At 69.4% G+C, this 16,225-nt stretch carries 16 protein-coding genes; 11 read left to right on the top strand and 5 right to left on the bottom strand.

Going from position 1 to position 16,225, the window contains the following annotated elements; translation table 11 throughout:
* The first annotated feature begins 217 nt into the window (after positions 1 to 217).
* The 6 genes from ACFU5M_RS12785 to ACFU5M_RS12760 all read left to right on the top strand — a co-directional run bounded on the left by ACFU5M_RS12785 (position 218) and on the right by ACFU5M_RS12760 (position 5,814).
* Positions 218 to 1,453, top strand: coding sequence for a Re/Si-specific NAD(P)(+) transhydrogenase subunit alpha (locus ACFU5M_RS12785; RefSeq protein WP_379048336.1), 1,236 nt, complete (start codon positions 218 to 220; stop codon positions 1,451 to 1,453).
* Entirely contained in the window at positions 1,453 to 1,770 is a 318-nt protein-coding gene (locus ACFU5M_RS12780) for an NAD(P) transhydrogenase subunit alpha (protein WP_379048334.1), read from the top strand. Before ACFU5M_RS12785 ends, ACFU5M_RS12780 begins: the two co-directional genes overlap by 1 nt.
* Entirely contained in the window at positions 1,770 to 3,200 is a 1,431-nt protein-coding gene (locus ACFU5M_RS12775) for an NAD(P)(+) transhydrogenase (Re/Si-specific) subunit beta (protein WP_379048392.1), read from the top strand. Before ACFU5M_RS12780 ends, ACFU5M_RS12775 begins: the two co-directional genes overlap by 1 nt.
* Before the next feature lie 98 nt (positions 3,201 to 3,298).
* Entirely contained in the window at positions 3,299 to 4,447 is a 1,149-nt protein-coding gene (locus tag ACFU5M_RS12770) for a DUF5925 domain-containing protein (RefSeq protein ID WP_379048332.1), read from the top strand.
* Positions 4,448 to 4,576: 129 nt separating this feature from the next.
* Positions 4,577 to 5,344 (top strand): hypothetical protein, encoded by a 768-nt coding sequence (locus ACFU5M_RS12765; protein WP_379048330.1) that lies wholly within the window; start codon positions 4,577 to 4,579, stop codon positions 5,342 to 5,344.
* A gap of 20 nt (positions 5,345 to 5,364) precedes the next feature.
* Positions 5,365 to 5,814, top strand: coding sequence for a nitroreductase family deazaflavin-dependent oxidoreductase (locus ACFU5M_RS12760; RefSeq protein ID WP_379048328.1), 450 nt, complete (start codon positions 5,365 to 5,367; stop codon positions 5,812 to 5,814).
* A gap of 5 nt (positions 5,815 to 5,819) precedes the next feature.
* Here ACFU5M_RS12760 and ACFU5M_RS12755 read toward each other — a convergent pair whose 3' ends face one another.
* Positions 5,820 to 7,214 carry an MFS transporter gene (locus ACFU5M_RS12755; protein ID WP_379048326.1) on the bottom strand — a complete coding sequence of 465 codons (1,395 nt, stop codon included), beginning with the start codon at positions 7,212 to 7,214 and terminating at the stop codon, positions 5,820 to 5,822.
* Between the two features lie 278 nt (positions 7,215 to 7,492).
* Here ACFU5M_RS12755 and ACFU5M_RS12750 point away from each other — a divergent pair, with 278 nt between their 5' ends.
* Entirely contained in the window at positions 7,493 to 8,458 is a 966-nt protein-coding gene (locus ACFU5M_RS12750) for an AraC family transcriptional regulator (protein WP_379048324.1), read from the top strand.
* A 55-nt stretch (positions 8,459 to 8,513) separates the two neighbouring features.
* The gene (locus ACFU5M_RS12745; protein ID WP_379048322.1) at positions 8,514 to 8,936 is read left to right on the top strand and encodes an acyl-CoA thioesterase; all 423 of its coding nucleotides are present in this window, start codon (positions 8,514 to 8,516) and stop codon (positions 8,934 to 8,936) included.
* Between the two features lie 22 nt (positions 8,937 to 8,958).
* On the opposite strand, the gene ACFU5M_RS12740 is transcribed toward ACFU5M_RS12745, so the two are convergent.
* Genes ACFU5M_RS12740 through pdhA form a run of 3 tightly spaced genes read right to left on the bottom strand, consistent with a single transcriptional unit; the run spans position 8,959 to position 12,419 of the window.
* Positions 8,959 to 10,296, bottom strand: a complete 1,338-nt coding sequence (locus ACFU5M_RS12740; protein WP_379048320.1) for a dihydrolipoamide acetyltransferase family protein — start codon at positions 10,294 to 10,296, stop codon at positions 8,959 to 8,961.
* Positions 10,297 to 10,326: 30 nt separating this feature from the next.
* Positions 10,327 to 11,310, bottom strand: coding sequence for an alpha-ketoacid dehydrogenase subunit beta (locus ACFU5M_RS12735; RefSeq protein WP_379048318.1), 984 nt, complete (start codon positions 11,308 to 11,310; stop codon positions 10,327 to 10,329).
* Positions 11,307 to 12,419 (bottom strand): pyruvate dehydrogenase (acetyl-transferring) E1 component subunit alpha, encoded by a 1,113-nt coding sequence (pdhA, locus tag ACFU5M_RS12730; protein WP_379048315.1) that lies wholly within the window; start codon positions 12,417 to 12,419, stop codon positions 11,307 to 11,309. Before pdhA ends, ACFU5M_RS12735 begins: the two co-directional genes overlap by 4 nt.
* Before the next feature lie 148 nt (positions 12,420 to 12,567).
* On the opposite strand from pdhA, the gene ACFU5M_RS12725 reads away from it, so the two are divergent.
* Both ACFU5M_RS12725 and ACFU5M_RS12720 read left to right on the top strand, forming a co-directional pair.
* The gene (locus ACFU5M_RS12725) at positions 12,568 to 13,059 is read left to right on the top strand and encodes an Lrp/AsnC family transcriptional regulator (protein WP_379048313.1); all 492 of its coding nucleotides are present in this window, start codon (positions 12,568 to 12,570) and stop codon (positions 13,057 to 13,059) included.
* 144 nt (positions 13,060 to 13,203) lie between these two features.
* Positions 13,204 to 14,010 (top strand): SDR family oxidoreductase, encoded by an 807-nt coding sequence (locus ACFU5M_RS12720; RefSeq protein ID WP_379048311.1) that lies wholly within the window; start codon positions 13,204 to 13,206, stop codon positions 14,008 to 14,010.
* Between the two features lie 18 nt (positions 14,011 to 14,028).
* Here ACFU5M_RS12720 and ACFU5M_RS12715 read toward each other — a convergent pair whose 3' ends face one another.
* Positions 14,029 to 15,228 carry a benzoate/H(+) symporter BenE family transporter gene (locus ACFU5M_RS12715; RefSeq protein WP_379048309.1) on the bottom strand — a complete coding sequence of 400 codons (1,200 nt, stop codon included), beginning with the start codon at positions 15,226 to 15,228 and terminating at the stop codon, positions 14,029 to 14,031.
* 175 nt (positions 15,229 to 15,403) lie between these two features.
* On the opposite strand from ACFU5M_RS12715, the gene ACFU5M_RS12710 reads away from it, so the two are divergent.
* Positions 15,404 to 16,222 (top strand): sulfurtransferase, encoded by an 819-nt coding sequence (locus ACFU5M_RS12710; RefSeq protein ID WP_379048307.1) that lies wholly within the window; start codon positions 15,404 to 15,406, stop codon positions 16,220 to 16,222.
* The last annotated feature ends 3 nt before the right edge of the window (positions 16,223 to 16,225 follow it).

The following is a 16,225-nucleotide window of genomic DNA, read 5'->3' as shown; positions in this document are numbered from 1 at the left end:
GTGGACCGCTGCTTCGGTGGAGGGCGGCTCGCTCCGTGGCGACCGGTGAACCCCCGGCGCAGCGGCGCGATTCGCCCGGCGTGTGTGACGGGCATCTCAGCTACGCTCACCGCCGGCCGGGTACAGTTGCGAGGATTTGGACGAACTTACTCGACGGTAACATCGTCCGGTCGTCTGCCCGTTGCCTGAAGCTCAGTAAGAGAAGGAAGTCTGACAAGTGGAGACAACGCAGAGCGTAGGCGATCCATCGCCGCGCGGCGCGCGTGTCGGTGTCGTTCGCGAATCCAACGCGGGCGAACGACGTGTCGCTTTGGTGCCGAAGATCATTCCGAGCCTGGTGAAGCAGGGCGTGGAGGTCGTCGTCGAGTCCGGGGCCGGACAGGGCGCGCTGATTCCGGATGCGGCCTACGTGGAGGCGGGCGCGACGATCGGTGATCCGTGGTCGGCGGATGTGGTGGTGAAGGTCGCCCCGCCCAGTGACGCCGAAGTCGCGAAGCTGTCGTCGGGACAGACGCTGATCGGTTTCCTCGCCCCGCGCAACGCCGACAATCAGATCGGCGCGCTGAAGTCGGCGGGTGTGCAAGCGTTTGCGGTGGAGGCGATACCGCGGATCTCGCGCGCGCAGGTGATGGACGCGTTGTCCTCCCAGGCGAACGTGGCGGGCTACAAGGCGGTGTTGCTGGCGGCCTCGGAGTCGACGCGGTTCTTCCCGATGCTGACCACGGCGGCGGGCACGGTGAAGCCGGCGACGGTGCTGGTGCTCGGTGTGGGTGTCGCGGGTTTGCAGGCTTTGGCCACGGCCAAGCGCCTCGGCGGACGGACCACCGGTTACGACGTGCGTCCCGAGGTCGCCGATCAGGTGCGGTCGGTGGGTGCGCAATGGCTGGATCTGGGGATCGACGCCGCCGGTGAGGGTGGATACGCCCGCGAACTCACCGACGAGGAGAAGGCGACCCAGCAGCAGGCTTTGGAAGACGCGATCAAGGGCTTCGACGTGGTGATCACGACCGCGCTGGTGCCGGGGCGTCCCGCGCCGCGCTTGGTGACCGCCGCGGCGGTGGAGGGCATGAAGCCCGGCAGCGTGATCGTGGACCTGGCCGGTGAGACCGGCGGCAACTGCGAGCTGACCGAGCCCGGCGAGGTCGTGGTCAAGCATGAGGTGACCATCGCCTCGCCGTTGAACCTGCCCGCCACCATGCCCGAACACGCCTCGGAGTTGTACTCCAAGAACATCGCGGCGCTGTTGGAACTGATGCTGGTCGACGGCAAGCTCGCGCCCGACTTCAGCGACCAGGTGCTCGCGGATTCCTGCGTCACCCGTGCTGCGACCGAGGCCCCTGAGGCCCCTGAGGCGAGCGAAGCGGCTGAGGCAGCCGACGCAGCTGAGGCAGCAGGCGGGGCAGCCGACGCCGCTGAGGTGACGGACGCGACCGAGGCGAAGGTGGAGAACTGATGTATACCGAATTGCTGGCGAATATCGCGATCCTGGTGCTGTCCGGGTTCGTGGGTTTCGCCGTGATCTCCAAGGTGCCGAACACTTTGCACACGCCGCTGATGTCGGGCACCAACGCCATTCACGGCATCGTGGTGCTGGGTGCGCTGGTCACCCTGGGCAACGTGGCCGACCCGTCGATACTGACGCAGATCATCCTGTTCGTCGCGGTGGTGTTCGGAACCCTGAACGTGATCGGTGGTTTCGTGGTCACCGACCGCATGCTGGGGATGTTCAAGGGCAAGAAGCCCGCTGCCACGCAGAAGGCGGGTGAGTGATGCACACCTTCGACAACGTCACCTATTTGGTGAACGGTCTCTACATCGTGTCGTTCGGCATGTTCATCTACGGTCTGATGGGTTTGACCGGCCCGAAGACCGCGGTGCGCGGCAACTTGATCGCCGCGGTGGGCATGGCGCTCGCGGTGGTCGCGACACTGATCTCGATCCGCCACACCGACAATTGGATTCTCATCATCGCCGGCCTGGTGGTCGGTGTCGTGCTCGGCGTGCCGCCCGCGAAGTACACCAAGATGACCGCGATGCCGCAGCTGGTGGCCGCGTTCAACGGTGTCGGCGGTGGCACGGTCGCGCTGATCGCGTGGTCGGAATTCATCAATTCGCAGGGCTTCTCGCACTTCGACGAGGAACCCACCGTGCACATCGTGATCGGGTCGCTGTTCGCGGCGATCATCGGTTCGGTGTCGTTCTGGGGATCGTTGATCGCGTTCGGCAAGCTGCAGGAGATCCTGCCCGGCCGCCCGATCGGGATCGGCAAACTGCAGCAACCGTTGAACCTGTTGCTGCTGCTGGGCGCGATCGCCGCCGCGGTGGTGATCGGCATCGGCGCCACCGGTGACGGGGTGTCGCAGCTGTGGATGATCGCGGTGCTGGTGGCAGCCGGTGTGCTCGGGTTGATGGTCGTGCTGCCGATCGGCGGCGCGGACATGCCCGTGGTCATCTCCCTGCTCAACGCGCTGACCGGTTTGTCGGCCGCGGCCGCGGGTCTGGCGTTGAACAACACCGCGATGATCGTCGCGGGCATGATCGTCGGCGCCTCGGGCACCATCCTGACCAACCTGATGGCCAAGGCGATGAACCGGTCCATCCCGGCCATCGTCGCGGGCGGTTTCGGCGGCGGCGGAACCGCCCCGGGGGCCTCCGGTGGCGAGGCGAAGCAGGCCAAGGCCACCTCCGCCGCGGACGCCGCGATCCAGATGGCCTACGCCAACCAGGTGATCGTGGTGCCCGGCTACGGCATGGCCGTCGCGCAGGCGCAGCACGCGGTCAAGGAGATGGCCGCGCTGCTGGAAGCCAAGGGCGTGGAGGTCAAATACGCCATTCATCCGGTCGCCGGTCGCATGCCCGGTCACATGAACGTCCTTCTGGCCGAGGCCGAGGTCTCCTACGACGCGCTCAAGGAAATGGACGACATCAACGGCGAATTCAACCGCACCGATGTCGCCCTGGTGATCGGCGCCAACGACGTCACCAACCCCGCCGCCCGCGAGGACACCGCCAGCCCGATCTACGGCATGCCCGTGCTCAACGTCGACCAAGCCAAGAGCGTCATCGTGCTCAAGCGGTCGATGAACAGTGGTTTCGCCGGCATCGACAACCCACTGTTCTACGCCGACCACACTTCCATGCTGTTCGGCGACGCCAAGAAATCCGTCGGAGCAGTCACCGAGGAACTGAAGGCGTTGTAGGTCAGAGGTTCTCACGAAGCGCTCCTCCACCCTTCGGTGGAGGAGCGCTTTCGTAATTCGATGGACATCGCGGCCCGTAGCCCTGGATCATTCTCCGAGTGTCCGCACGTCATGAGCCTCTTCGGTTGATCGGCCCGGGGGAGCCCTCGGCCGATCCGGCCGAGCGGCTGCCGTGGACCGTGGTAGTCGACTCCACCTACTCGATCCGCGACGCGATCGATGCCCTCGCGCTCGGTCCGTTCCTGCGCGGTGATCAGCCGTGCGCGCGCACCGCGCATCTGGAGCGGGTGCGGCCGGAAGCGCCGCTGCGTCCCGGACGCGGCCGCGTGGTGCGCACGGTGCGCGACAACGACAGCGGGTCGACGCTGGTGACCGGTCCCGGCTGGTCGCTGCGGTCGGTCCGCTGGTCGGGCGGTTCGGCGATGGTCGAGGTCACCGCCGTCAGCGACACGCTCGCGGATGAGCTGCTCGCCGAGGCGATCCGGGACGCGGCGGCGCCGCCGGAGGTCGGCGACACCGTGGAGATGGGCTTCTGGCACATGCACACCCACGGCCCGCAGCGGCGCGCGCGCTCGATCTCGGCGCCCGAGTGGTCGTCGATCCGCGGTAACTACACGGGCGAGGTCGCCGCCGCGATGGATCGCCTGATGTCGCTCACCGCCGTCGACGTGCGCGGCCGTCTGGTGCTGCTGCACGGACCTCCCGGCACGGGGAAGACCACCGCGCTGCGCGCGCTGGCGCGAGCCTGGGGCGCCTGGTGCCAGTTCGACTGCGTGCTCGATCCCGAGGTGATGTTCGGCAAGCCCGGCTATCTGATGGACGTGGCCGCGGGCGTCGACAATGCCGACGAGGGCGCGCCCCGCTGGCGGATGCTGGTGCTGGAGGACTGCGACGAACTGATCCGCGGTGAGGCCAAGGAGGCCGCCGGGCAGGGACTGTCGCGGCTGTTGAACCTGACCGACGGCATGCTCGGCCAGGGCCGGGACGTGCTCGTCGCCATCACCACCAACGAGGACCTGTCGCGCCTGCACCCCGCGGTGACGCGGTCGGGCCGTTGTCTGGCGCGGATCGAGATCGGGCGGCTGTCCAGCGTGGAGGCGGCGGCCTGGCTGGACCGGGAGCCGGGGTGCGAGACCGGCGCTTATCCGGACGGCGCGACCTTGGCCGACCTCGTCGCGGTGCGCGACGGCGAGGCCAGGATCGATGCCGTCGCGCGGGATGCGGTCAATCCGGGACTGTATCTGTGAGCGACTGCGGTGCGCGAAGCCGTTGCGGCGATTCACCGGTCCGGCAGGGCTCGCGCTGATCGGCTAGATTCCATGGGTTCGCCCGTCGCCTGTGCGCACGGAACCACGCGAGACCCGGGGAGGGGATCCATGACCACACCACCGAACTATCCGCCGCCAGGGCAGCCCGGTTATCCGCCGCCAGGGCAGCCCGGCTATCCGCAGCAACCGCCTGCCGGTACGCCGCAAGGCTTTCCGGGCCAGCCGGGCCAGCCGCTGGGCTACCCGCAGCCCGGCTACCCCGGTCAGCCGCAGCCGGGTTATCCGCCGCAGGGTGGCTATCCGCAGCAGCCGGGCTACCCCGGTGGCGGTTTTCCACCGCCGGGCCCGCCGCCCCAGCAGAATCGGAGCGGCGGTGGCGGAGTGGGCAAGATCCTCGCCGTGCTGGGCGTCGTCGTGGTGATCGGCCTGCTGGTCGTCGGCGGGCGCACCGTGTTCCGCTCGGACGGCGAGAAGATCGACATCGGCCAGTGCGCGAAGCTGTCGGGCACCACCGTCAAAGCCGAGTTCGAAACCAAGGAATGCTCCGATGCCGAAGCCAACTACGTGGTGGCGCAACGGCTCGACGGCGCGAACGCGGACTGCGCCACCAAGGATTACGCCAGCTATTACCAGACCGGCAGCAACGAGTACACGCTGTGCCTGCGGCTGAACGTCAAGGAGGGCGACTGCATCGACGGCGGTTTCCTCGGCGCCAGCACCAAGGTGGCCTGTAGTTCGTCGGCGGACTTCAAGATCGGCCGGATCGTGCGCGGCACCGCGGACAAATCCGCGTGCGGAGCGAAGGCGACCGAGAACGACACGATCGTCTACCCCAAGCCCGACCCGATCACCCTGTGCCTGGTGCCGCCCAAGTAGAGCGCGGCCGGCCTGAGACGATGACGAGTATCGGCGCGCGGTTGCTGCGGACGAGATGGTTTGTGCGCGCGCCGATCACGATGTTCCGCGCCCGGCTCGGCTTCCTGTTCGGAGGGCGGCTCCTGCTGCTGGAGCACATCGGCCGCAGCTCGGGCCGTCCACGCTATGTGGTGCTCGAGAAGGTGGCGCGGCCGAGCCGGGACCGCGTGGTGATCGCGTCCGGATTCGGAATACAGGCGCAGTGGTTCCGCAATCTCACCGCCGATCCGCGCTGTCACGTGAGTATCGGCGCGCGCTTCAGGGTCGAGGCGGTGTCCCGGGTGCTGCGCCCGGACGAGTCCGCCGTCGTCCTCGACGACTATCGACGCAGCCACCCGCGGGCATTCCGGAATCTCGGCCGGATAGTGGAGGAAGCTACGGGCACAGGTATCGAGGCGGTGCCGATGGTCGAGCTGGCGTTGCGTCTGTGAGCCGGTCAGTGCGCACGCGGCATTGCGACGACGTTCGCGTACCGGCAGCAGAGCAGTATGGCGATCATCGGCACCACCATCGCCGTGGTCAGCGACATCACGGCGGTGAGCCAGCCGATGATCGTGGGACCGGCGAGCAGTCCGAGATAGCCGATGCTGAACACCCGTGACATGTCGGTCGCGGCCCTGGCGGAGCCGAGATTTCCCGCCGCGGTGAAGATCTGCGGAATGCCGCCGGCGAGTCCGAGCCCGGCCATGGTCCAGCCGAGCAGCGTCAGCGGAATCCACGGCGAGACGACGATCACCGCCAAACCGATGGCCGCGATGAGCGAGCCGTAGCGCACCACCGCGACCCGGCCGAAGGCGTGACTGACCCGGTCGGTGCCGAAACGCCCGATCGTCATCGTGGTGGAGAAGGCGCCGAAGGCCAGCGCCGCGGTCGCCGCGTCGGCGCCGAGATGCTCGCGCAGCTGCAATGCGCTCCAATCGGCGGCCACGCCTTCGGCCAGCAGAAGCGCGAAGGCGATCGCGGCCAGTGCGAACACCTTTCGGCCGCGATCGTGAGCGTCGAGGGGCGTGCTCGGCGATACATCGACTGCTCGACGACGACGCCGCGAGGTCTGCGCGGGAAGGGCGGGCTCACCTGTCATCCGGTCGGGGCCGGGCTGATCCAGCGGCCGCGCGGTGTCGGAGCCGATCGGCATCACGTCGTGCCGGGACGAAGCACTGGCGTGCGCTGTCGAGTCGTGATGTGGTGGTGGGTCGTCACGCTCGGTCGCGTGGACGGACGCCCGGCCGTGGGGCGCCGACGCTTCCGGACCTTGCCTGGTTTCCCGCAGCAGCCGCGGTGCCAGTGTGAGGGTCAGCGCGACACAGCTGACCGCGGCGAGCACCAGAGTCACCCTCACATCCCAGCCCGCACGAAGGGTGGCGGCCGCGAGCAGTGAACCGAGCAGGCCGCCGCCGGAGAACAGCGCGTGGAAAGCGGCCATGATCGGACGCCGGTAGGCCCGTTCCACCAGCACCGCTTGGGTATTCATCGACACGTCCAGCGCGCCGTTGCCGAAGCCGAAACAGGCCAATGCGAGTGCCAAGGCCCACGGTCCGGTGGCGAGGCCGGGCCCGATCACCGCCACCGACGCGATGCACGCTGCCACGGCGACCAGCGTCCTGCTGCCGAACCGATCGGCGAGCGGACCCGCCAGCCGCATCCCGGCGATGCCCGCACCGGACATCAACAGGATGAACATGCCCAGTGTGGATTTCGAGACGCCCGTGCGGTCGGTGATGACCGGAATGTGCACCACCCACATGGCGAGCAGAAAGCCGTTCAATGCGAAGACAGTGAACACAGCGGCGCGCGCGACGCGGATCGGACGATCGACCGTCGGGCTCGACACCACTTCGACGGTACCGACGGATCGTCCGATCTGGCCAGCCCCGCCCGTGGAACCGGTCCAGGGCGCCGTTGACCTGGTTGTGCGACCGTGCGTGACGCTCGGCTTTGCGCGTCACGTCCGCGAGCGGGCCTGTTGACATTTTCAACGTTTCGGGCGGCCCGGGCATTCCGTACTTCGATGCCGGCGATCTGCGCCACCGCTCGGGCAGATAATGGCGCGACCGAGACGGACTATGGTTCGGTAGCGCGTAATCATGCGTGATCGTCTACCCTGGTTGGGTGGATGTGCTCGCAAGTCTGCTCGAAGGCCCGCGCGCCCGCGGCGCGTTCCTGATGTGTTCACTGCTGGATCCGCCGTGGTCGCTGCGCATCCAGGACGAAGCTCCGCTGACCGTGCTGTCGATGATCCGCGGCGGCGCTTGGATCGTCACCGAGGAGGGGGCGCCGCGGCAGCTGCACGCAGGCGACGTCGCGATCTTCCGCGGACCCACGCCGTATACGGTGGCCGACGACCCGGCGACCGAGCCGCAGATCATCATCCATCCCGGTCAGGTGACGAAGACGCCGCAGGGTGAGATCCTCTGCGAGACACTCACCCTGGGCGTTCGGCAATGGGGGACCGATCCGGACGGAGCGACCCTGATGGTCACCGGCACCTACGAGTCCGCGGGCGCGGCCAGCCAGCGCCTGCTGCGCGCGCTCCCGCCGGTGCTCGTGTTGCGGCGCGGCGAGCTCGACAGCCGGGTGCTGGACATCCTGGTCGACGAGGTGACCAAGGACGAGCCCGCGCAGAGCGCGGTACTGGACCGCCTGCTGGATCTGGTGCTGATCGCCGCGCTGCGCGCCTGGTTCGCCCGCAACGACGCGCCCGCCTGGTACCACGCCTACGGCGACCCGCTGGTCGGCAAGGCCCTGCGCCTGCTCCAGCACAATCCGGCGCACGGGTGGACGGTCGCGGGCCTGGCCGAGGCGGTGGGTGTGTCGCGGGCCGCGCTGGCGCGCCGGTTCACCGATCTGGTGGGCGAGCCGCCGATGGCGTTTCTCACCGAATGGCGGCTGGCGCTGGCCGCCGACCTGCTCCAGGAATCGGATGCCACCATCGAGGCCATCTCCCGGCAGGTCGGGTACGGCAGCGCCTTCGCGCTGAGCACCGCGTTCAAACGGCACTTCGGCGTCTCTCCGCGCGACCACCGGCACAGTCGCGTGCGGTCAGGCCAGGAGGAGGGAGCACGCGTAGCCACGTAGGCCCCGCGCGGCGCGATGGATACCGCATCGTCCCCACTGAGCTATCGTCGGCCGGGTGACACAGCAGTATCCGGTGCTCTGGCCGGTGCCGACCCGGTGGGCCGACAACGACCACTACGGGCACGTGAACAACGTGACCTACTACTCGTACTTCGACACCGCGGTCAACGCGTGGTTGATACACGCCACCGGAACCGACATCCGCGAGCTGCCCGCGCTCGGCGTGGTGGCGCAGACCTCCTGCCAGTACCTCGGCTCGATCAGCTTTCCGGACCAGTTGCAGGTCGGCTTGCGCATCTCCCGGCTCGGCCGCTCCAGCATCACCTACGATCTGGCCATCTTCCGGGAGGCCGACGGCGCGCTGGAACTGTCCGCCACCGGTGTCTTCGTGCACGTCTACGTGGACGCCGATACCCGCAAACCGGTCGAGATCCCGGAGGTCATCCGCACCGCCGCGGCGGCGCTCGTCACCGACTGACCGTCGCCGAACCGGCGCGGTCTCACACTCGGCCGAGCAGCGTGAGCGGGTCCTCCAGGAAATCCGCCGTGGTGGCCAGGAAGCGGGCCGCCTGCTCGCCGTCGATCATGCGATGGTCGAAGCAGACGCCGAGGGTGGTCACCCACCGGACGGCGATCTCGTCGCGCACGACCCACGGCCGCTTTCGGATCGAGCCGAGACACAGGATCGCGGACTCGCCCGGATTGACCAGCGGGACGCCGGTGTCGACGCCGAAGACACCGATGTTGGTGACGGTGAACGTGCCGCCGCGCAGTTCTGCGGGCGTCGCGCCGCCCGCGCGCGCGTTCTCGGCCAGCCAGGCGATCTCGCGGGTCAGGTCGCGCAGGTTCAGGGTCTGCGCCTCTTTGATGTTCGGGACCAGCAGGCCGCGCTCGGTGGCCACCGCGATGCCCAGGTTGACGTAGTGCTTGGTGACGATTTCGCCGGCGGCCTCGTCCCAGAAGACGTTCATGCCGGGAAAGTCCGCGAGCGCGGCCAGTGCCGCCTTTGCGACCAACGCCAGCGGCGTCAAGGTCAGACCGGCGAAGGATTTCGTGCTGCGCAGATGATCGAGCAGTTCCATCGAGGCGGTGCAGTCGACGGTGACGAACGTGGCGGCCTGCGGGATGGTGCGCGCACTGTACGACATCGCCGTCGCGGTGCGCTTGCGGATGCCGCTGATCGGAGTGCGTTCCTCGCGCGCGGACGGGCCAACCGCCTCGGTGGCCGCGGCGGGCACGGTGGCCGGTGCGGCGGGACGCGGCTGCGAGACGGGCACCGCGCCGCGCACGTCCTCGACGGTGACCGCGCCGCCCGGCCCCGAACCCGCGATGAACCACAGGTCCAGGCCGAGTTCGCGCGCCAGTTTTCGCGCGGCGGGTGTCGCCGCCGCGCGCGTCGCGTCGCTCGGTGGTTCCGGCTCGCGTCGCCCGGTATCCGCGTCGCCGGGCGGTGAAATGTTGTGCGAGGGAGTCGCGGGAGGACGCCGCCGGGACGTCGCTTCCGCCTCGGGGCCGTAGCCGACCAAGACCGAAGCGCGGCGTGCGTCGCTGCCCGCGCTCGCCGATCCGGTCGCCTGCACGCGAATGAGCGGCGCGCCGACCGCGACGGTGTCGCCCGGCCGCGCCAGCAATTCGACCACCCGGCCGGCGAACGGCGACGGCAACGAGACGACCGCCTTGGCCGTCTCCACGTCGGCGATGGGCTGGTTCAACTCGACCACATCGCCCACGGCCACCGTCCACGACACCAGTTCGGCGTCGGTCAGGCCCTCCCCGAGGTCCGGCAGCCGGAACTCCAGCACGGACGACGAAAGGTTCTGACCGGCAGGATTTTCCACGCGGCACCTCTCACTACGGCGAACCCCGCCTCACGCGGCGAGGGAACGGTCGACCGCGTCGAGAATGCGATCGGGGTCGGGCAGGTGGTGCTTCTCGAGCTTAGCCGGGGGGTAGGGGATGTCGAACCCGCCGACGCGCAGCACGGGCGCTTCCAGGTGATAGAAACAGCGTTCGGTGATCCGCGCGGCGATCTCGGCGCCGAGCCCCGCGAATACCGGCGCCTCGTGGGTGACGATCAGCCGCCCGGTCTTCGCGACCGACTCCTCTACGGTGTCGAAGTCGATCGGTGCGAGACTGCGCAGGTCGATCACCTCGAGCGAGTGCCCCTCCCGCGCGGCGATCCCCGCGGCCGACAGCGCGGTGGCCACGGTCCCGCCGTAGGCGACGACGGTCGCGTCCGATCCCGTGGTGCAGACGCGCGCGCGATCCAGCGGCAGGCCGCCGTCGCGGTCGAGCGCGGCGAAGTCGACATCGGCTTTGTCCCAGTACCTGCGTTTGGGCTCGAAGAAGATCACGGGATCGTTCAGCGCGATCGCCCGGCGGATCATCGAGTACGCGTCGGCCGGGTTGCTCGGTGTCACCACGCGCAGCCCGGCGGTATGGGCGAAATAGGCTTCGGGTGATTCGGAGTGGTGTTCCACCGAACCGATGCCGCCACCGAACGGGATGCGGATTGTCAAAGGAGCGTTGACTTTTCCCTGCGTGCGATAGTTGATCTTGGCGACGTGCGAGACGATCTGGTCGAAGGCGGGATAGACGAACCCGTCGAACTGGATCTCGCACACCGGCCGGTAGCCGCGCAGCGCCATGCCGAAAGCCGTTCCGATGATGCCGGATTCGGCCAAGGGCGTATCGATGACACGGTTGTCGCCGAAGTCCTTCTGCAACGTGTCGGTCACCCGGAAGACCCCGCCGAGGCGGCCGATGTCCTCGCCCATCAGCAGGACCTTCGGATCGTCCTCCAGCGCGCGGCGCAAGCCGGTGTTGAGCGCGGCGGCGAAGGTGGTGATCATCGCGGGACTCCTTCTCCTCGTCCGGAGGCCCCGCCGGGATCACCGGCCAGGTACTCCGCGTACGCCCTCCGCTGTTCGGTGATCAGCGGATGCGGGGTGGTGTAGACGTGCTCGAACAGCTCGCTCGGCGCGGGATCGGGCGTGTCGATGGTCGCGGTGCGCACCGCTCGGGCCACCGCGTCCGACCGCTCGGCGACCCGGCTCGCGAACGCGTCGTCCCAGTGGCCCTCGCGCTGGAGCAGCCTGCTGAGCCGGTCGATCGGATCGCGCCGCGCCCACTGCTCGGTTTCGGCGGCCGAGCGGTAACGAGTGGGATCGTCCGCCGTGGTGTGCGGGCCCATCCGGTAGGTGAGCGCCTCGATGAACGACGGGCCGCCGCCGGTGCGCGCCCTGGCCGCCGCTTGCCTGGTGACGGCGAGTACGGCGAGCGCGTCGTTGCCGTCGACCTGCTTGCCGGGCATGCCGTAGCCATAGGCGCGGCGGGCGATCGGCGTCGCGCTCTGCACCCGCACCGGGGCACTGATCGCCCACTGGTTGTTCTGGCAGAAGAACACGACGGGCGCGCTCCAGGTCGCGGCGAACCCGAGTGCTTCGGCCAGATCGCCCTGGCTGCTGGCGCCGTCGCCGAAATAGGCGATGGTGGTTATCTCGGCGCCGTCCATGTGCGCCGCGAACGCGTAACCGGTCGCGTGCAGGCCCTGGGAGCCGACGACGATATTGGGGTTGGTCATGTTCACCGCGTGCGGATCCCAGCAATGGTGGGCGACGCCGCGCCACAGGCGGGTGAGATCGGTGGGCGGTACGCCGCGACAGTAGGCGACCGCCGTCTCCCGATAGCTGCAGAACACGTAATCGTCGGGACGCAGCGCGTGCGCGGAGCCGACCTGGGCGGCCTCTTGCCCGAGCATGGGCGCCCACAGGCCGAGTTGGCCTTGTCTTTGCAGCGCGGTGGCCTCGACGTCGATCCGGCGGGCGACCACCATGTCCTCGTACAGCGCTCGCAACTCCTCCGGTCCGACGTCGGCGACCAGCGCGGCGTATTCGCGGTCGAGGACGCGGCGACCGTCCGGCTGCACCAACTGCACCGGATACTCGGGTTTGCCCGGCATGGGTGATCGCCTCCTCACCAGGTGGTCGACACACGAGAATGTGTCCTACCTCACAGCATCCCCCCGAATGCGAACTGCGCAAGTGGCCGACCGGTGGATGGGCAGAATGCTCAATAGCGACCGGCGGCGGGATGTCATACTGCGTGGTATGACCAGAGAAAACGCCGGCATGAGCCTGGACGCCACCGACGCCAGGCTGTTGCTGGAACTGGTCGCCAATCCCCGTGCGACGGGCGTGGAGCTGGCCACCCGGCTCGGCCTGTCCCGCAACACCGTGCAGGCCCGGTTGTCCCGCTGGGAGGCAGGAAGTGTGCTGGGCAGCTTCGAGCGGCGCGTCGAGCCGCGCGCGCTCGGCTATCCGCTCGCGGCGTTCGTCGCGGTTGTCGTCGACCAGCATCGCCTGGATTCGGTGGTGGACGAACTCGCCGAGGTGCCCGAGGTGACCGAGGTGTGCGGCATGACCGGACTCACCGATCTCACGGTGCGGGTGGTCGCCCGGGACGCCGACGACTTGTATCGCATCGCCGGGCAGATCCTGAAGATCCCCGGCGTCGAGCGGACCAACATGGCGCTGGTGATGCGCGAACTGGTGGGCCCACGCACCGCTCCGCTGCTGGATCGCCTGGCGAACTCGAGCTGAGGTTCTCGCCCTCGAATGATCGAGGTTCGATGCCACGGCGGCTCGCCGACGCACCGTTCTTTCGCCACCGCGCGATCCGCAGGTGCAGGAGCTGGTCGCCGGATCCCTGGCAGAGGTCCGATGACGTCCCGTTAAGGTGCGGGGATGGAGATTTCGGGCAAAGTTGCCATTGTCACGGGGGCGGGCGCGGGGATCGGAGCGGCATTGGCCGCCCGGCTCGTCGCCGCCGATGCGCGCGTGGTGCTCGCCGACCTCGACGAGGCGAGTGCGGCGCGGGTCGCGGCGTCTCTGGGGCCGGGCGCGGTCGCGGTCGGCGGGAATGTGGCCGAGGAGGCGGTGATCCGCACGCTGATCGAGCGCGCCGAGGCGGAGTTCGGCCCGGTCGACGCGTACTTCGCGAACGCGGGCATCGGCGGGGGCGCGGGCCTGGACAGCACCGACGAGCAGTGGGCGGCCGCGCTGGAGGTCAATGTACTGGCCCATGTGCGCGCCGCGCGGCTACTGGTGCCGGGATGGCTGGCGCGGGGCGGCGGCTACTTCGTCGCCACGGCGTCGGCGGCGGGATTGCTCACCCAGCTCGGTTCGGCGCCCTACGCGGTGTCCAAGCACGCGGCCGTCGGTTTCGCGGAATGGCTGTCGGTCACCTACGGCGACCGAGGGGTCCGGGTGAGCTGCGTGTGCCCGATGGGCGTGGATACGCGACTGCTGCACGGTGGCCTGGTCCCGCCGGAGCACGCCGCCGAGGCGGAACTCGCGGTGAAGGCCGTCACCAGCGCGGGCGCGGTGCTGTCCCCGGACGAGGTCGCCGAGATCGTGCTCGCCGGGGTGGCCGACGAGCATTTCCTGATCCTCCCGCACCCCGAGGTGCTGAAGATGTACCGCCACAAGGGCTCCGACTACGACCGCTGGCTCGATGGAATGCGCCGCTTCCAGGCCGCGCTCACCGAGTAGCGCGCCTCGGCCGAGTAGTCAGCGCAGGACCTTCCGCACGATCAGCCCCGCGAGCAATGCCCAGAAGGCGGCGCCGATGCCGGCGAAGCCGACCCCGGAGGCGGCGATCAGGAAGGTCACCACGCCCGCCTCGCGGTGCTCGCAGCGCAGTGCCGCCCCGAGGGCCGCGGCCAGGGTCGCCAGCAGCGCCAGACCGGCCACGGTTTCCAGCGTGCCCGCCGGAGCGGTCGCGATCAGCGTGACCAGCGCGGCCGAGCCCAGTGCGAGCAGCAGGTACGACGCGCCGGCGGTGAACGCGGCGATCCAGCGCCGCTTCGGGTCCGGATGCGCCGCGGGGGCCGCCGAGAGCGCGGCGCTGATGGCGGCGAGGTTGATCGCGTGCCCGCCCGCGGGTGCGCCGACCACGGTGCCCAGACCGGTGACGGTCATCGCCGCGCGCCATGGCACCCGGTAGTCGAACGAGGCGAGCACCGCGGTGCCCGGGATGTTCTGTGACGCCATGGTGACGATGTAGAGCGGAATCGCGACGCCGATCATTGCCTGCCAGCTCCAGTGCGGCAGCGTCAGTTCCAGCCGCGGCACCATCGCGCCGACGTCGAGGTGCCGGTGCCCCGCAACGATGCTGATCGCGGCGCAGGCCGCGGCCGTCGCGAAGGCGGCGATCACGGCCCAGCGCTGGGCATACCGTTGCAGCGCGAGCCAGACCAGGATCACCGGCGCCACCACCGCCGGACTCGTCTGCACCGCCCGGATCGGCGCCAGGCACAGCGGTAGCAGCACTCCGGCCAGCATTGCCTGCGCTATCTCCACCGGGATCGCCGCCACCAGCGCGCCCAGCCGCTGCCACAGTCCGGTGATCACGATCAGTGCCCCCGCCACCACGAACGCCCCGATCGCCGCGGGCCAGCCACCCGCCACCGTGCCCGCGCCGGCCAGCAGCGCCGCGCCCGGCGTCGACCAGGCCAGCGTGATCGGCATCCGGTAGCGGTAGCTCAGCGCCATCATGCCGATCGCCAGCGTGACGCACAGCGCGAGCAGTCCCGACGCGGCTTGCGCGGGGCTCGCGCCCACCGCGGTCAACCCGCTCAGCACCACGGCGAACGAGCTGGTGAAACCGACCAGCGCGGTCACCATGCCCGCGCCGATCGCGGGCGCAGGCCCGGTCGGCGACCGTTCGGGCGCCGTTGTCGCGGTGGCTGCGGCGGAAACGTTCGACACCGGTCGGATATTGCCGCTGGTCACGGGGGCGTGTCGCCTGCCAGTACCGCGAAACTGGCCTGACTTGGACCGGCGCGGCGGCACGCGAGGCGAGAGTACGGCGACATCGGCACATTCGGATGCGTAGGGTGAGGGAGTCGGTGCGCGAGGACGTCATTCGGGACGAGGAGCTGAGTTGAGCGCGGTACTGATCTCACCGGTAGAGCTTCGGGAAGCGTTGCCGGACAAGCGGCTTCGGCTGCTGGATGTCCGATGGGCGCTGGGTGACCCGGACGGGCCGCAGCACTACCTCGACGGTCACATTCCCGGTGCGGTGTTCGTCGACCTGGAAACCGAACTGGCCGCGCCGCCGTCACCCGCGCGCGGCAGGCATCCGCTGCCGGACCTCGCGCAACTGGAGAAGTGCGCGCGCAGCTGGGGTCTGCGCCGAGGAGATCCGGTGGTCGTCTACGACGCCACCGGTGGCATGGCCGCCGCCCGAGCCTGGTGGCTGCTGCGCTGGGCGGGAGTCGCGGACGTGCAGATCCTCGACGGCGGTCTGCCCGCCTGGGTGGACGCGGGCGGGCCGGTCGCCACCGGCGCCGAGCCCGACCCCGAGCCGGGAGATGTCGAATTGAGCCCCGGCCACCTGCCCGTGATCGACGCGGACGCGGCGGCTCGCTGGAAGGGCGTGCTGCTCGATGCCCGCGCGAGCGAGCGCTTCCGCGGTGATGTGGAGCCGGTCGACCCCCGCGCCGGGCACATCCCCGGCGCGCTCAGCGCTCCGACCGCCGACAATCTCGACGCCGAGGGGCGCTTTCGCGCAGCGCGGGAACTGCGCGATCGTTTCGCCGGATTCGGAGCGGGTCCGGTGGCCGTGTACTGCGGTTCCGGCGTGACGGCGGCGCACCAGGTCGCGGCGCTCGCCATCGCCGGCGTAGAGGCGGCGTTGTATCCCGGGTCGTGGTCGCAGTGGTCGAACGATCCGAAACGGCCGGTCGCGACGGGTAGCTGACCC

Origin of the sequence: Nocardia sp. NPDC057455 (genome assembly GCF_042802775.1) — a bacterium.
Classification (GTDB): Bacteria; Actinomycetota; Actinomycetes; order Mycobacteriales; family Mycobacteriaceae; genus Nocardia.
Note: the sequence above shows the minus strand (reverse complement) of the source record. Positions and strands in the feature narration are given on the sequence as shown.

Coding starts and splice junctions, on each gene's coding strand:
- pdhA (WP_379048315.1), bottom strand. CDS start 12,419: ATGCCGGGCAAACCCGAGTATCCGGTGCAGTTGGTGCAGCCGGACGGT.
- ACFU5M_RS12725 (WP_379048313.1), top strand. CDS start 12,568: ATGACCAGAGAAAACGCCGGCATGAGCCTGGACGCCACCGACGCCAGG.
- ACFU5M_RS12775 (WP_379048392.1), top strand. CDS start 1,770: ATGCACACCTTCGACAACGTCACCTATTTGGTGAACGGTCTCTACATC.
- ACFU5M_RS12760 (WP_379048328.1), top strand. CDS start 5,365: ATGACGAGTATCGGCGCGCGGTTGCTGCGGACGAGATGGTTTGTGCGC.
- ACFU5M_RS12735 (WP_379048318.1), bottom strand. CDS start 11,310: ATGATCACCACCTTCGCCGCCGCGCTCAACACCGGCTTGCGCCGCGCG.
- ACFU5M_RS12765 (WP_379048330.1), top strand. CDS start 4,577: ATGACCACACCACCGAACTATCCGCCGCCAGGGCAGCCCGGTTATCCG.
- ACFU5M_RS12780 (WP_379048334.1), top strand. CDS start 1,453: ATGTATACCGAATTGCTGGCGAATATCGCGATCCTGGTGCTGTCCGGG.
- ACFU5M_RS12720 (WP_379048311.1), top strand. CDS start 13,204: ATGGAGATTTCGGGCAAAGTTGCCATTGTCACGGGGGCGGGCGCGGGG.